Origin of the sequence: Nitrosomonas nitrosa (genome assembly GCF_003051105.1) — a bacterium.
Lineage (GTDB): Bacteria > Pseudomonadota > Gammaproteobacteria > Burkholderiales > Nitrosomonadaceae > Nitrosomonas > Nitrosomonas nitrosa.
In genome coordinates this window covers 25,488-42,111 of sequence record NZ_QAOO01000026.1, presented here as the reverse complement: position 1 = coordinate 42,111, position 16,624 = coordinate 25,488, and the positions used below count along the sequence as shown (strand labels likewise).

The 16,624-nt window shown below is 49.7% G+C and carries 12 protein-coding genes; 2 read left to right on the top strand and 10 right to left on the bottom strand.

The features are described from left to right. Positions 1-611: 611 nt before the first annotated feature. On the top strand, positions 612-740 hold the full coding sequence (locus tag C8R30_RS16465; protein WP_258192041.1) for a hypothetical protein: 129 nt from the start codon (positions 612-614) through the stop codon (positions 738-740). 474 nt (positions 741-1,214) lie between these two features. Here the strand turns inward: C8R30_RS16465 and mfd are convergent, their stop codons facing one another. The 8 genes from mfd to miaB all read right to left on the bottom strand — a co-directional run bounded on the left by mfd (position 1,215) and on the right by miaB (position 12,115). Continuing rightward, complete coding sequence (gene mfd, locus C8R30_RS12750) at positions 1,215-4,676, bottom strand: transcription-repair coupling factor (protein ID WP_107790258.1); 3,462 nt, start codon at positions 4,674-4,676, stop codon at positions 1,215-1,217. A 9-nt stretch (positions 4,677-4,685) separates the two neighbouring features. After that, on the bottom strand, positions 4,686-5,954 hold the full coding sequence (locus C8R30_RS12745; protein ID WP_090669842.1) for an MgtC/SapB family protein: 1,269 nt from the start codon (positions 5,952-5,954) through the stop codon (positions 4,686-4,688). Next, positions 5,951-7,696 (bottom strand): single-stranded-DNA-specific exonuclease RecJ, encoded by a 1,746-nt coding sequence (gene recJ, locus C8R30_RS12740; RefSeq protein ID WP_107790257.1) that lies wholly within the window; start codon positions 7,694-7,696, stop codon positions 5,951-5,953. The genes C8R30_RS12745 and recJ overlap by 4 nt, the downstream gene beginning before the upstream one ends. Positions 7,697-7,917: 221 nt before the next feature. Then, positions 7,918-8,769: an HlyC/CorC family transporter gene (locus C8R30_RS12735; RefSeq protein WP_090669836.1), complete on the bottom strand. Its 852-nt coding sequence runs from the start codon at positions 8,767-8,769 to the stop codon at positions 7,918-7,920. Beyond that, complete coding sequence (locus tag C8R30_RS12730) at positions 8,762-9,109, bottom strand: hypothetical protein (RefSeq protein WP_090669834.1); 348 nt, start codon at positions 9,107-9,109, stop codon at positions 8,762-8,764. Before C8R30_RS12730 ends, C8R30_RS12735 begins: the two co-directional genes overlap by 8 nt. 134 nt (positions 9,110-9,243) lie before the next feature. Continuing rightward, complete coding sequence (ybeY, locus tag C8R30_RS12725) at positions 9,244-9,726, bottom strand: rRNA maturation RNase YbeY (protein WP_244888067.1); 483 nt, start codon at positions 9,724-9,726, stop codon at positions 9,244-9,246. Continuing rightward, a complete protein-coding gene (locus C8R30_RS12720; RefSeq protein WP_090669828.1) occupies positions 9,710-10,690 on the bottom strand; it encodes a PhoH family protein in 981 nt (326 codons plus the stop codon). Before C8R30_RS12720 ends, ybeY begins: the two co-directional genes overlap by 17 nt. 99 nt (positions 10,691-10,789) lie before the next feature. Next, entirely contained in the window at positions 10,790-12,115 is a 1,326-nt protein-coding gene (gene miaB / locus C8R30_RS12715; RefSeq protein WP_107790256.1) for a tRNA (N6-isopentenyl adenosine(37)-C2)-methylthiotransferase MiaB, read from the bottom strand. Positions 12,116-12,441: 326 nt separating this feature from the next. Here miaB and C8R30_RS12710 point away from each other — a divergent pair, with 326 nt between their 5' ends. Further along, positions 12,442-13,626 carry a hypothetical protein gene (locus C8R30_RS12710; protein ID WP_107790255.1) on the top strand — a complete coding sequence of 395 codons (1,185 nt, stop codon included), beginning with the start codon at positions 12,442-12,444 and terminating at the stop codon, positions 13,624-13,626. A gap of 79 nt (positions 13,627-13,705) precedes the next feature. Here the strand turns inward: C8R30_RS12710 and glpK are convergent, their stop codons facing one another. Both glpK and C8R30_RS12700 read right to left on the bottom strand, forming a co-directional pair. Continuing rightward, entirely contained in the window at positions 13,706-15,193 is a 1,488-nt protein-coding gene (gene glpK, locus C8R30_RS12705) for a glycerol kinase GlpK (RefSeq protein WP_107790254.1), read from the bottom strand. Positions 15,194-15,368: 175 nt separating this feature from the next. Then, positions 15,369-16,619, bottom strand: a complete 1,251-nt coding sequence (locus C8R30_RS12700; protein WP_090669816.1) for a multifunctional CCA addition/repair protein — start codon at positions 16,617-16,619, stop codon at positions 15,369-15,371. Between the last annotated feature and the right edge of the window lie 5 nt (positions 16,620-16,624).

The window sequence follows — 16,624 nt, the reverse complement described above, 5'->3', positions numbered from 1 at the left end:
AATCAGAGATGGGTGCTGGGTGAAATTCGTGTTTTTTATGCGAATTCTCTTAAAAAACACAATTAGGAACATATTTGAAGGAATAATTTCATTGCGCTTCTAGGAAGTGCTTAAAAATTAGGCAGCTCACTGTCGAAAAAATGGGGTTTTCGGGCTGACACTATCTAGGCTGTCTGCGCTACGATCGCTGCTCACAGACAACCTTAGATACAAAACATGCGCGTAGCATCGCTTCATGTCGCACATCTTATTACAAAATTTGACTTCAAGATCTCTCACACTGGAAAGTGGGTTGTTTTATCAGCATAACGTATTGCAACGGGAAGTTTTATTCGGCGCAATGGAAATTGCAGGCTACATCATCTGGTATGTTTTTTCCTCGATTTTTTGCACAAACGCCATTCAGAATCATTCCACCTGTATAACCATAACGATCTCGGCAAACCCAGACCACAAACAGTTTCTCTAATTTTTCAATGTACTGTGTAACCCAGCTACTTAAATTATTCAAATCTGCTATGAACATTTTTATTGATCTAAATCAATGAAAATAACCTGATTCGGCTCATAATTTTCTCTGCTTCCACATAAACAAAGGAGTCAATAACATTATGAGTTCATTAGATAAATCGAATGATTCTGAAACACTCAGAAATTTTGCTGTCAATATCGCAGTCATATTTGGGGTATTGGCGGGTTTGATAATGGCATCTATGTACTTTGCCAGTAGCGGAGGCTGATTTGCCGGCAAGTACGCGGCGTGAAATGCTGCCGCACTGGCTTGACTATAGCTCGCCCTGCTGGATCCGAGATAATCCGGCAGGGCAATCAGCCATCGCACCCAGAAGATACATGTGGGGCACGAAACCAGGCTTTACAGATGATTAGTTGCAGGGTTTTATACTGCGGCAAAGACGCATCAGTGTTTCCGACTTCCCTTTACCCACAATACCTTGGGTCAACAACCCAGTAAGCGCAAATATCGTCACCCTACACCCTAGTAAGCTGTCCGAGAATAGCAATCGTAGCGAGGGTGAGTTTGGCTGAGATGGATTTTCCGATCGTTTGAGGCGAATAGCCGCTCTGTTTAACGAAAAATATCGGCAAATCCGGCCAACCAGGCTCGTCCACAGTAGATCAGTCGCTATTCAGACAGCCCTCCCAGCTAACAACTTGACAGCGAAAATCAAAGCACTCCAAATCAAGTTGACTATCTATGACCTCAGCCTCTCTATCAGTTTCCTGGTGTGTTTAACGCGCTCTGCCACGTCGGGGATGTTCACTTGGATCCTCAACCGATCCTGACCGGCCAAACTATATTCCTTGCCGCTTTGTATGAGTGCGATAATTTTGGCTGCTTCTACCGGTGGATTGGGTGCAAATTGAATGTTTATGCAGTCTGCGGTAGCATCGATGCGCACGATACCCAGTGGTTTGGCCGCCACACGCAAGCGGTGGCAATCTAGCAACGCACGGGCTGGATCGGGCAGCAATCCGAAACGGTCGATCAGCTCGCGGTACATCTCATCCAGTTGCGCGTCATCAGTACAATTCGCCAGGCGTTTGTATAGCACCAGACGTTCATGGACATCATTGCAATAATCGTCAGGCAGCAAGGTGGGCACATGCAATTTAATTTCAGTAGCGATTCCAAGCGGGTGTTGCATATCCGGTTCGTGTCCTGCCTTGAGCGATTTGATCGCGTTCTCCAGCATGGTGCTATAGAGATTGAAGCCAACTTCCTGCATTTCACCGCTTTGCGACTCGCTCAGTACGGCACCGGCTCCACGGATCTCCAGATCGTGCATCGCTAAATAAAACCCTGAACCAAGCTCCTCCATCGACTGAATTGCTTCCAGTCTTTTCCTGGCCTGTGCGCCGAGCGCTTCTTCCTCCGGCGTCAACAGGTAAGCATACGCCTGGTGGTGGGAGCGCCCCACTCTACCGCGTAATTGGTGTAGTTGGGCCAGACCGAATTTATCTGCACGGTGGATGATGATGGTATTGGCGCTGGGAATATCGATGCCGGTCTCGATGATGGTGGTGCACAGTAGCAGATTGAAGCGTTGCTGATAAAAATCCCGCATGACATGCTCGAGCTCACTTTCCCGCATTTGCCCATGGGCGATATGGATACGTGCTTCCGGCAGAAGCCTGGACAGCTTCTCAAACATGTTTTGAATGGTGCTGACTTCGTTGTAAAGAAAATAAATCTGCCCACCTCGCTTCAATTCACGCAAGCACGCTTCGCGTATAACGCCTTCAGAAAATGGATGAACAAAGGTTTTAATGGCCAGCCGTCTTTGTGGCGCGGTCGCGATAATGGAAAAATCCCGCAGCCCGTCCAGCGACATCGCTAGGGTTCGGGGAATCGGTGTTGCGGTCAGCGTCAGCACATCGACTTCGGCCCGCAGCTTTTTCAACTGTTCTTTCTGACGCACCCCAAAGCGATGCTCCTCATCGATAATCACCAATCCGAGATTCTTGAATTTAACCTTCTCTTGAATCAGTTTGTGCGTGCCAATGATGATGTCTATTTGCCCCTTGGCCAGACCCTCCAGAGCCTGCGTTTGTTCTTTGGCTGAGCGGAAGCGGGAAAGCTCAGCAATTTTTACCGGCCATTGATCAGCAATCAAACCAAAACGATCGGAAAAATTCTGAAAATGCTGCTCTGCCAGCAAGGTCGTCGGCACCAGGACAGCAACCTGTTTGCCATCTGCTACCGCAATAAACGCGGCACGCAAGGCGACCTCGGTTTTACCAAAGCCCACATCGCCACAGATCAGCCGGTCCATCGGCTTCCCTGAAGTCAAATCACTGATGACCGCATCAATCGCCGCCGCTTGATCAACCGTTTCCTCAAAGCCAAACCCCTCCGCGAACGCCTCATAATCATGCTGCTTGAATCTGAACACGTGCCCTTCGCGCGCTGCGCGCTGCGCATACAGATTCAGCAATTCGGCCGCAGTATCGCGCACCTGCTGCATCGCCTTACGTTTGGCCTTTTCCCACTGCCCGCTGCCCAGCTTATGCAAAGGGGCAGATTCGGGCGATACACCACTGTAGCGGCCGATTACATGCAGTTGAGACACGGGCACATAAAGTTTGTCGCCCCCTTCGTATTCCAGCGCGAGGAATTCACTCGTCTGTCCCGGCTCGCCCTCCCCTAGATCCATGTTGACGAGACCGAGATAACGACCAATCCCGTGCTGCTCATGCACCACCGGGTCGCCCGGTTTGATTTCAGACAAATCACGCAGCATGGCATCCGTCGAGGATGCTTTGCGTGTTTCCCTTTCCCGTCGCCCATGTACATGCGTCGCGTACAGTTCGCTTTCGGTAATCAAAGCATATCGATCGGCCAGAAGGATATAACCGTTATTGAGTGGTGCGACACTGAGCATAAAAGGTTCATTGCTCGCCTGAAACTCTGCATAATCCTTACAAATTCCGGGAAACAATCCGTATTCATGCAGATAGTCAGCAATCAATTCACGGCGCCCCATGCTTTCCGCCAGCAGTAACACCCGCCCGCCCGATCGCGTAAATTCATCGATAAATACGCGCATTCTTTCCAAAGGATTATCCGCGTGGCGATCCACCCGGACGAGCGGCAAGGGATGCGTAAAGGATTCATCGGCAGCAGTTTGGTTCGATTGAATCTGAATACGCGCATAAGGTTTGAGCTTGCCAAAAAATCCATCGGCCGTCAGAAACAAATCGGTTGGCGGCAGCAAGGGCCGGTCCGTATCGCCACGTAATAATTGATAGCGGGATTGCGTGTCCCGCCAGAAATTATCGACAACGGGATGAATATCCTGATGCAGACACAGCACGCAATTCTCAGGCAGGTAATCGAATAGAGTCGCCGTCTGTTCAAAAAAAAGCGGCAAATAGTATTCGATCCCTGCAGGTGTTGCGCCCTTACTGATTTCTTTGTATATCCGGCTGCGTGAAGGATCACCTTCGAACTTTTCGCGAAAATGGATACGGAAGCGCGTGCGGCCCGTTTCATCCAACGGAAACTCACGCGCCGGCAATAATCTGATTTCTTTGACTGGATAAATGCTGCGCTGGGTATCCACGTCAAAGGTACGGATCGATTCGATTTCGTCATCGAGCAAATCCAGGCGATACGGTAGCGGGCTCCCCATTGGAAACAAATCGACCAACCCACCGCGTACGCTGTATTCTCCAGGTGATAGCACTTGTGCTACGTGCGTGTAGCCTGCTAGTGTCATTTGGCTGCGAAATGTAGCCAGATCGAGTGTACTGCCCTGTTTGATAAAAAAAGTATGCGCTGCCAGGAATTCCTTTGGCAACAAACGATACAACGCGGTAGTGACTGGCATAATCAATACATCGCACGCCCCATTCAAAACCTGGTAGAGCGTGGCCAATCTTTCAGAGATCAAATCGAAATGCGGTGAAAACGTGTCATAAGGCAAGGTTTCCCAGTCTGGCAACAGATGAACCTTCAGCTCAGGTGCAAAAAAAGGTAATTCATCGAGTAATCGCTGAGCATCGAGCGCATTGGCAGTAATGATCGTCAACGGCCTGGCCGATGGTGCAGATCTCGCCAGTTCGGCAAGAACAAAGGCATCGCTGGAGCCATCGAAGCCGGCATAGCGCGTCAACTTACCAGCGGTGGGCAACACAAGCTTAAAGTGCTTCATCTAAAAACTTCAATTTCCAAATAGGAGTAGCGCGCCACCCAGGCCAAGCGCCGTAACGATCATACCTAAGGCAGTGCGCTTGGCCAGCAGCGAACTACCGATCACCACTATCAAACCCAGCTTAAAAACAATGTTTGAAATTGTCGCCAACGTGATCGCTGTCACGGCCTCTGTCGCTTGTAGCTTACCCAGATCCAGCAAACGCAAGCTACTGAGTGTGATCGCATCGACATCCGTCAACCCGGAAATGACGGCTATCGCATAAAGCCCACTGCTACCGGCAATATCCGATAACCATGCGCTCAGCAATAACACCACTGCGTACAGCAATCCAAATCCTGCTGCCGTCGTGAATTCAGTGGGATTCTTAGTTTGGGGAATAGGCACTTCCTGTTGCCGGGTCAATGCATGCCACCAGAAAACCGTTACGATCAGCCCCATAACAAGACCGACCCCGAGTATAGGTAGTAGCAACGGCAAGATGGAAGGCGCAATGATCGCGCTGATCACCGCCAATCTTACCAATACCGTCAAATTGGCCAGCAAGATGACGACAACGGCCAGTCCCACCAAATCTGAATTTTCTTGGCTGCGGCGCGTAAATACCATGGTTGTCGCAGTACTGGACACTAGCCCCCCGAAAACGCCCAAGAGAACGGCGCCATAACGTTGGCCGATAAAACGCAATGCAACATACCCCGTTAAACTGATGCCGGAGATCAATATGATCATCAGCCAGACCTGATAGGGGTTGATGGCATCATAAGGTCCATAATTCTCGTTGGGTAAAATCGGCAGAATAATGAAAGTCAGCACAGCAAACTGCAACATCGAGATCAAATCGCGACGATCCAGGTCGTGCGTCATACCATGCAATTCGGTTTTAAAATAGAGCAAAATGGTCGTAACGATCGCAAGCATGCTTGCCAGTACCGTTTCTCCATACCAGACAATCGCACCCAAGCCATAGCATATGAGGATAGCGACGACCGTTGTGGTTCCCGGGTCAGCCAATTCATCTTGCTTTCTAAAATAAGCCGCGATCGTCATGATTCCGACCAGAAGCAGACCCCCCAATAGCAATAGGGGTGAATGAGTTTTTTGCGTCAGCATGGCAGTCAGCGTACCGAATAACGCAACCAAGGCGAATGTCCTGAGCCCCGCTCTAGCGGCTGGGCTCCGCTGACGTTCCAGGCCGATCAGCAAGCCGATAGCCAGGCTCGCGGCAAAATCCGCGAGATGCTCAAGCTCCCCGCCTGGTAAAAATGCGCTGTTCATGTTGTCAACGAGTCGATCGAGAGCCAGTGCTCCAGTAGCAATTGTAGTGTGGTATTACCGTTATATTCATTGGCTTGCACACGAAAGACAGCATTGATCCGCGGTGGCAGCAAATCTGTATGGAAAAACAAGATGGCATCGTAACGCTGATTTGAATCAAATTTCTTCAGCCGTAATTTTAAATGTTTTTCACCCACGACACGTTGGTTTTCCACATAAAAAAACGCGTTGAAACTAGGTTCGGGAAAACCTTGCCCCCAAACACATTCGGCCAAACAGCGAGCCAGCTCCAAGTTCAACTCGGCATCATCCAAATCGCCGTCAGTCTCGATGACACGGGTCAAATCGGCCGGCGTCAGCAAAGATTGGCTGGTCTGTTCGAAAGCAGCACGAAAATCCTCAAAATTCTGCTCAAGTAGCGTCAGCCCTGCTGCTGCCGCATGTCCTCCAAACTTGAGAATCAATCCTGGATGACGCTTGGAAACGAGATCCAGAGCGTCCCGTAAATGAAAACTTGGAATTGAACGTCCGGAACCTTTGATTTGGCCCTCGTTACCGGGCGCAAAAACAATCACTGGGCGATGAAATTTTTCTTTGATGCGTGAAGCAAGCAAACCGATTACGCCTTGGTGCCAGCTCGGATCATATAGGCATATACTGCAAGCAGACTCGGTCACTAATTCTTCTGCCTCGACAGCAGTTGCCAGCTTGACCAATGCATCCTGTTGCATATCGGCTTCGATTTCTCGCCGCTGACGATTCAATTCATCTAATTTTGCAGCTATCTGGTCGGCCGTGAATTCATCATCGGTTATGAGGCATTCTATGCCCAGCGTCATATCATCGAGCCGGCCCGCTGCGTTCAATCTTGGACCCAGCATGAAACCCAGTTCGTAAGCCGTCGCTTGCCGGCTGTCCCGTTTTGCCACGCGCAACAATGCATTGATACCTGCACACCCCCGCCCTCGACGAATACGCTGCAAACCTTGCTGTACTAAAATGCGATTGTTGCTGTCGAGCTTGACGACATCCGCCACCGTTCCCAATGCCACTAAATCGAGCAGACTGGCCAGATTAGGTTCCTTACCATCGGCAAGGAATGCGCCCCGTGCACGTAATTCGGCACGCAAAGCGAGCATCACATAGAAAATGACCCCCACGCCAGCAAGATGCTTACTGGGAAAATCGCAGTCGGGCTGATTGGGATTAACGATGACTGCCGCATCGGGCAACTGGTCGCCAGGCAGATGATGGTCAGTAATCAACACTTGCATGCCCAACTGATTAGCTTCCAGCACACCGTCTACACTGGCAATACCATTATCCACGGTAATGAGGATATCCGGCCGCCACCCATCGCCGCGTGAAGCTGCAAGCCGCACAATCTCGGGCGTCAAGCCATAGCCATATTCGAAGCGATTGGGGACGAGATAATCCACGCTCGCGCCAAATTTCCTAAGCGCACGGATGGCGACCGCACAAGCCGTCGCTCCATCGGAATCGTAATCCGCAATGACGAGTAGCCTTTTCCGCTCAGTAATCGCATCGGCTAACCGGGCCGCCATCAGGGTAGCATTGCGCAACTGCACGAAAGGCAATAATTGCGATAACTCCGTTTCGAGCTGTTGAGGCTGTTCGATTCCGCGCGCCGCATAAATACGCGCCAGAACAGGCGGCAATCCGTTGCGATTGAGTGTTTCGAAAGCGTGCTGTGGGAAGCTACGGGGTGTAATTTTGGGCATTTGCCCGTTATTTTATCACTTGCCCCGAATGAACGTGAGTAGAGCCGCATTAATTTACGGCACCCGCTTGCTTGGTCAACCGAAACAACGAGACCGCGATGAAAAACGATAAGATACCCAGTAGCAACAAGCAGATGAAACACTGAGAAGCACAAAACAAATAGCGCGGCTACACAACCAACCCTCAGAGCTGATATGACTGAGCCCACACTCTTTATGCTTTACATCTGATTGACTGCTTCCGAATCTGATGCGACCCGCTCCACCTTTAACAAATGCAAACGGCGACTATCGGCCCGTAACACGGTAAATAAGAAGCTATCGATGACGATCGTCTCTCCGTTCTTGGGCAGCCGGCCGAACTTACTGGTCACAAGTCCGCCTATCGTGTCGAAATCCTCGTCACTAAAAGCGGCGCCGACTGTTTCATTGAAGCTGGCTACTTCTGTAATGGCTTTCACACGGTAATAGCCGCTGGTATCGGCCACGATATTCGCTTCGTCTTCATCGAAATCGTATTCATCCTCGATTTCACCAACGATTTGCTCCAAGACGTCTTCGATCGTGACCAAACCGGCTACACCGCCGTATTCATCCACCACAATCGCAATATGATTGCGATTACTGCGAAAATCCTTGAGTAGGATATTGAGCCGTTTAGATTCAGGAATAAAGACGGCTGGCCGAAGCATGTCTCGCACATTGAACTCCTCTTCTCCTGCGTAGTAACGCAGCAGATCTTTTGCCAGCAGAATGCCGATTACCTGGTCTTTACTGCCATCGGTAACGGGAAAACGTGAATGCCCTTTTTCAATCACGTACGGAATGAATTCATCCGGCTTATCGCTGATATCGATGGTATCCATTTGCGAGCGCGGCACCATGATGTCGCGCACTTGCATCTCGGATACATGCATCACACCTTCGATCATGGCCAGTGCATCGGCATCGAGTAGATTGCGTTCATAGGCAGAATGCAGCAAAGCAACCAACTGCTCACGATCTTCAGGCTGACGCATCAGAAGTGAGCCTATATGTTCAAACCAACTGACTTTGGGCGAGGTATTACTCATGATTAATTTCAGCATTGAGTGATAAAGGCGCAAACAAGCGCTGTTGAAAAACTTGAATAATTATGTGAGCAGCTTTGCAGTATTTACTGTTCTTGCAATGGGCAGCAAATACAATCATCCCGAGCGAAATTGTCTTATTGCCAATACGATGAAAAGGATTGGGGCAATCTCTAACAAACTGCAGAGCAACGTTTTCTGTCGTCATGACGGCATTGAAAACAAGTTGAAAATACGTATTGAGACCTGAGTTCCCCTTTTTTGCCGGACGTTTACAAGGAGGCTGCCCAAGAATAGCGATGGTAGCGTGGGTGAGTTTAGTTGAGTTGAATTTTTCGATCATTTGAGGCGAACAGTCATCCTATTTAACGAAAAGGATCGGAAAATCCGGCCAACCAGGCTCGCCTGCAGTAGATCAGTCTATTCTCGGACAGCCCCCTTGTATCGACCACACATAATATATCTCTCGACAGCTTGTCAATGCGCATGGTAGGGATCGGCATAACCAAGCCGGGTAATAATATTTGTTTCAAGCTGCTCCATGACCTGGGCTTCTGCATCATGCTCATGATCATAGCCTTGCAAATGCAAGACACCGTGTACTGTGAGATGCGCATAATGCGCACGCAAATTTTTCAGTTGCTGTTGTGCTTCACGCATCACAACGGGTACGCAGAGTACGATATCACCAGACAAGGGCTGCAATTCGTCATAGACAAATGTCAACACATTGGTAGCTTGGTCTTTTCCCCGGAAATGACGGTTAAGTGCCCTACCTTCCTCTTCATCGACGAGCCGCACGGTAATCTCGGCAGGCCGTTCCAAGGCAGCGTTCACCCACTTACGGAACTGTGACCGGTTCGGCATCTCGGGAAAATCGGCAGCGTATTGCAGCGATAACTTGAATTTTTTAGTGTTTGTGGTGGGTGAAGGTTCGGAAACCTTACTGGCGTTCTTCATGTTTCTCGTAAGCATCGACAATGCGCTGGACTAGCGGATGGCGCACGACATCTTCGGTTTTGAAATGAGTGAAGGCGATCCCGCGTATTTTTCCCAATACACGCTCTGCGTCGACCAAACCGCTTCTCTGATTTTTAGGCAGATCGATCTGAGTGATATCGCCCGTTATGACCGCTTTGGAGCCAAAGCCTATTCGAGTCAGGAACATTTTCATTTGCTCCGGTGTCGTGTTTTGCGCTTCATCCAGAATAATGAAAGATTGATTCAAGGTACGCCCTCGCATGAAAGCCAACGGAGCTATTTCGATCGTATTGCGTTCAAACTGCCTGCTGGTTTTATCGAATCCCATGAGGTCATAAAGCGCATCGTAAAGCGGGCGCAAATAGGGGTCAACCTTTTGTACCATATCTCCCGGCAAAAACCCCAAACGTTCCCCGGCTTCGACCGCGGGCCGTACCAGAATAATACGCGAAACCGTCTCACGCTCCAAAGCATCGACTGCACTGGCCACTGCCAGATAAGTTTTCCCCGTACCGGCTGGCCCAATGCCAAAAGTAATGTCATGCTCCTGAATTTGTTGCAAGTATTGTGTTTGACGCGGGGTGCGGCCATGCAGATTGCTGCGGCGAGTAAGTAATTTCGGTACGGCGATCTCGGCAGAAGTGACTTCCCCTGTCTTCGTCTCTGCAAAATGATGCGTATTGGCAGCCTCGATCAAACCGAGTTGCACTTGTTCGATACTGAGATGGTGATGGGATTGGTTATAAAAATTCTTCAATACTTGCGCAGCAAGCTGTGTTTGATTCGCTTGGCCGCGCACACTGAAATGTTCACCACGACGGGCAATCACAACATCCAGTGCGTTTTCAATCTGCTTGAGGTTTTCATCTAGCGTACCACAGAGATTGGCTAGGCGCCGGTTATCAGCCGGAGAAAATGAAATCTCGACAGGTTTAGGTTTCAAAACAGTTGTTAAAAAAATGTGACGTATTGATTCTCGCAGGGGTTACGTAAGAATGCAAGCAGTAATAAACGATTCTCTTCTATCTCTACTACGCTATATTTAGCCGATAATTTCGCCACGCAACGAATGCGCCAAAGCCGCGGTGATTTTGAGATGTACAAATTGCCCGATCAGCTCAGGGGAGCCGGCGAAATTGACCACGCGATTGTTATCGGTCCTGCCACCGAATTCGTCAGAATTCTTTTTGGAGCGCCCCTCTACTAACACCCGTTGCGTTGTCCCCACCATACTTCGACTAATGGCTTGCGCTTGCTGAGTAATGCGTTCCTGTAAACGATAAAGCCGTGCAAGCTTCATTTCATGGGGCGTATCATCAGGCAGATCGGCTGCCGGCGTACCAGGGCGGGGGCTATAAATAAAACTGAACGATTCATCGAAATTAACATCTTCGACCAACTTCATCGTGGCTTCAAAATCAGCCTCAGTTTCTCCCGGAAAACCAATAATGAAATCAGAACTAATGGAGATTTGAGGACGCACCGCACGTATACGGCGTATGATCGATTTATACTCGAGCGCACTATAACCTCGTTTCATTGCCGCTAATATCCTATCCGCACCCGATTGTACCGGCAAATGCAAATGGCTGACTAACTTGGGAAGCTTCGCATAAACATCTATCAAGCGGCTGGTAAATTCCCTGGGGTGCGAAGTAGTGTAACGGATCCGCTCAATGCCTGGAATTTCATGGATATATTCGAGCAGTAACGCAAAATCGGCAAATTCATCCGCCCCTATTTCACCACGATAAGCATTAACATTTTGACCGAGCAAGGTAACTTCCTTGATCCCTTGAACCGCCAACCCAGCCACTTCCACCAATACATCTTCGAGCGGCCGCGACACTTCCTCACCGCGCGTATAGGGCACGACACAAAAGCTGCAATATTTGCTGCATCCTTCCATAATCGATACAAAGGCTGTCACCCCTTCTGTACGCGCAGGCGGCAGATGATCAAACTTTTCGATCTCCGGAAATGAGATATCGACCTGGGGCCGTCCCGTCGTTTCGCGTTCATCGATCATTTCTGGCAATCGATGCAACGTTTGAGGTCCGAATACGAGATCCACAAAAGGAGCACGCTTAACAATCTCAGCCCCTTCTTGACTAGCCACACACCCCCCCACTCCGATCAATAAATTTGGCTTGGCTTTTTTTAGATGACGCACACGGCCCAGATCATGAAAAACTTTTTCCTGGGCTTTCTCACGTACAGAACAGGTATTGAACAAGATCACATCCGCTTCATCGGGGCTGTCGGTCAACTCCATCCCCTTTGCAGCATGTAGCACATCTGCCATTTTATCCGAGTCATACTCGTTCATTTGGCAGCCAAAAGTTTTGATATATAGCTTGTTACTCACGGAATTAAATTTACAGAGATGATTATTTATACAATGCCAGAAAATTGCGGAGAAGCGCCTGCTGAGTACCCAAATAGGAAGCGCGAAAGCGCAAGTCTCCACTCGTTTTATTCACCCGATAAGCCGATACACTGTTCGCCCATAGCGTGTTGCATGACAATTTGAATTTCTACGCGCAATCAGCTTCCAACCTTCTTCTCGGGCACGCTCAACTAGGCAGGGCAAGTATATAACGAATCCTTTACCAAGACCATGGTAAACTATTCGTGCAGACTCATGTGTCTTTTTAGAATTACTTCAATTTTCAATACGTTAACCAGTTAGCCATGCCACAACAACCCGATTTATTCGCAGACGAAATTGCCGCCGCGGTTCGCCAACAAGCTGAAAACAACTCAGTAAGCGCACTAAAGGCCATCCCTCAAGGCACGCAACTTTCACCCAGCCAGCAGCGCTTCAACCGGATGCTCGACCGTATCGAGAAACTTAAGAAACAACTACACGAAATGCAAACAATAAGCGATGCACACCGTCCTGTTTACCATCAGACGATTGCACCGCTGCGCGCAAGTGGCCAGGCCCTCACGCGCGAACTCGTGTTATGGTTGGATAAAAGGCTGGCGCGCAAAGGGCTCAGCAACAATCAACAGCGTATTGCCGCTACGATTCTATGTCATCTTAGCGAACCACTTGCCATCCAGGGTGATGTCGAAATGCAGACGCTTCACGACAAACATAGCCCTGAAAGCCTCGCGCAGAAGGAACAAGCCGCCGTTTCAAGCATGCGCGAGATGATGGAGGATGTATTGGGAGAATCGTTCGCTGACGATGACTCATTCGATAACCTTCACGATGCATTGAACATTGGCATGAAGCGCTTGCGTGAAGCGGCCGAAGCCGAAGAGGAAAAACGTCGACAAGCTAAACAACGTAAGAAGAAGCCCACTGCTGCTCAGCTTAAAGCTGCTGCAGAACAACAAGAAGCAAATACTACGCTGCGTAAAGTATTTCGCCAGCTTGCGAGTGCACTGCATCCCGACCGCGAAAGTGATCCCAACGAGCGCGACCGCAAAACCGTATTGATGAGTGAGGCCAACGCTGCTTACGAACGCCGCGATCTGATCACACTCTTGCAAATTCAGCTACGCGTAGAACTCGCCGATCACACCTCCCTCGCCAGAATGGCAGAAGAAAAAATTGCTTCACTGCTTGTGTTACTCAAGCAACAAGCACAGGAGCTCGAAGACGAACTGTATCATCGCCATCAAGTTATCCGCCAAGAATTTGGCCTCAACCCCTACCAAAGCATTAGCAAAACCAGTCTCCAGCAAAGCTTAAAGCTGGCAGAAAATTCACTTAAACGAAACTTGGCTGCGATGGAAGAAGATTTACAAAAAATACAAAACGATCAATATTTAAAACGCTGGCTGAAAGATCAGGATCAGCTTTTTAATGATGATACTTTCTTAGATGAATTGGGTGATTGGCTAGATCCGTATAAGTATAGGTAGCGTTTATTGTGATGAGCGTTCATATTCTCAGCGCATTCCAATCTACCTTAACGATGAGTTGTATAAATTCGCACAATATCTATAACAACGCCTCCACCGCCGCTTTCCAACCACGATATAGCCGTTCGCGCTCGCTTTCGGCCATTGCAGGCTGGTAAACTCGGGCTTTACGCCAGCGTTGTGTTATGGCTTCCAACCCTGGAAGTATGCCTGTATAAAGACCCGCCAGGCACGCCGCACCGAGGGCAGTTGCTTCTGTCACTTCCGGTACCTCTACCGGTTTGTTCAGCATATCGGCAAGAAACTGGCACATGAAGGCATTAGCCACCAACCCCCCATCGATGCGGATGACTGTTGCTTCACACGCACTGTCCGCTTCCATTGCTGTCATCAAATCGCGCGTCTGATAACCTTGTGCTTCCAATGCCGCACGTACGATGTGCGCTTTGGTCGTCTCACGCGACAACCCCATGATTGCACCACGCACATCCGGCCGCCAATAAGGCGCGCCCAACCCAGTGAAAGCAGGTACAAAATAAACCTCGTTATTGTCGTGAACGCTCCGCGCCAGGTCTTCGCTCAATCCCGCGTCAGAAAAAAATTCCAAGCCATCCCGCAGCCACTGAATTGCCGCCCCGGCAATAAAAATCGACCCTTCCAGCGCATAGACCATCTTGCCATCCAATCGGTATGCGGGCGTAGTCAGCAAACGGTTTTGAGACACCCGAAAATCGGAACCGATATTCATCAAAGCAAAACAGCCGGTGCCGTAGGTTGATTTGACCATACCGGGTCTGACACAGCCCTGTCCGATCAAGGCTGCATGTTGATCGCCAGCCATACCGCAGATAGGAATTTCGCGTCCGAATAAGGCCGGATCAGTCACACCGAAATCTGCGGCATTATCAAGCACTTCAGGCAGAATCTGCTCTGGAATATCGAACAGCGCCAGCAATGCTTCATCCCACTTCTGTTCGACGATGTTGTAGAGCTGGGTGCGTGATGCGTTGGTCACATCACTGGCGTGCACACGCCCCCCCGTTAGACGCCACAGTAAATAGCAATCGATCGTGCCAAAAGCCAATTCGCCCCGCTCAGCCCGCTCGCGTGCGCCTTCGACATGCGCCAGTATCCAGGCAATTTTTCCAGCGGAAAAATAGGGATCGAACAGCAAACCGGTTTTAGCTTCCACCATGGGTTCGTGTCCCGCAGCCCTGAGTTGCTCACACAGCGGGGCTGTCCGGCGATCCTGCCAGACTATGGCATTGTAGACGGGCATACCGGTCTTGCGATCCCACAGAATAGTCGTCTCGCGTTGATTGGTAATACCGATAGCGGCTATTGCTTTTGCTTCATCGGGCAAGGAACGAACGATGCGACGGCACACATCGAGCGTATCACACCAGATGTCTTCAGGATTCTGTTCGACCCAACCTTTGTGCGGGTAGTGCAGTGCCAGCTCTTTCTGTTGTGTAGAAAGCACCTCTAGCTCAGCAGAAAACAGGATCGCACGGGAACTGGTGGTTCCCTGATCAATTGCCAGAATCAACGATGGCTTGTTACTCATGATTGAGCCTCCATTAAATTTCCTCTCACTCATGGTTTAGGATATTGTCTGCGATCACGGCAAATGATTGAATCGAAGCCATCGGTGTGGATCTTAGGGTTTGATGCGGTCGATCTGTCGATAGCCTGAAAAGATTCACAGCGTGCAAACAATAGAGCGGCTCACGACCGCTCAGTTACTGGGTGAGCACTTCACAGGATAAAGCGCGCTTAATTTCAATAATCCGGGCCTCGCGGACCTTAAGATTGATCAGTGCTGGCAAATCCGCTGTATCAACTGCACTGCCCTTAAGTTTGGCAGCGATAGCGCCTGCATTGACATTTCTAGCTGCGCTCAATGCTTTCATCAGTCTTTCAATGGGCGGATAGGGCTTATCGGCATAGCCAGGACGTCCATGAAAATCGCATGCACACGCTTGCAGAAAAGCTTCAAATCGGTAAGGTTTACGATAAGCATCTGTTGCCTGCAACATATCTGCAATCGTTGTGGGATGCAATGTTTCTGCCCGATGCACATCTCCATGAAAGCGCGCCACCAACAAGGCCAAATCACGCTCTTCCTTCGGAATTCGGATTCGCTCACATAAATCTTTCGTCAGCGTGACACTTCGCTTTTCATGTCCAATATGCTTCGGCCATTCTTCTGGCGGAGTCGTGCCTTTACCGAGGTCATGTGTAAGCACAGCAAAACGAATCGCCAGCGAATACTGCCGGGACGCGGCATAATCGATTGCCATCATGATATGCACGCCGGTATCGACTTCGGGGTGAGACTGGATGGGCTGCGGCACACCAAACAACGCATCGACTTCTGGAATGATACGTGACAATGCCCCACATTCCCGCAAAGCGTAAAACATGCGCGAAGGGTGGTGTTCCATCAAGCCACGTGCAATCTCCTGCCATACGCGCTCCGGCACCAGCGCTTCCACCTCTCCGTTATGCACCATTTCCCTCATCAAATCGAGTGTTTCGGGCGCAACGTGGAAGCCGAAACGTGCGGCAAAACGCGCGACACGGAGTATCCGAACAGGATCTTCCACAAAAGCTGGACTGATATGGCGCAGAATGCCAGCCTCCAGATCGGCAATACCGTTGAACGGATCAATAATGTTTCCAGTTTGATCTTTTGCAATAGCATTCACCGTCAGGTCACGCCGTGCTAAATCTTCCTGCAAGGTCACTTCAGGCGAGGCATAGACTTCAAATCCCTTGTAACCACGATAAATTTTGCGCTCAGTGCGCGCAAGCGCATACTGTTCTTGCGTTTGGGGATGCAAAAAAACAGGGAAATCCTTGCCGACAGGGCGATAGCCAAGCCGCACCATTTCCTCTGGATTGGAACCAACAACAACATAATCATGGTCCTTCACCGGGAGCCCGAGCAATTCGTCACGCACCGAGCCACCTACCTGATAAATTTTCATGAAAA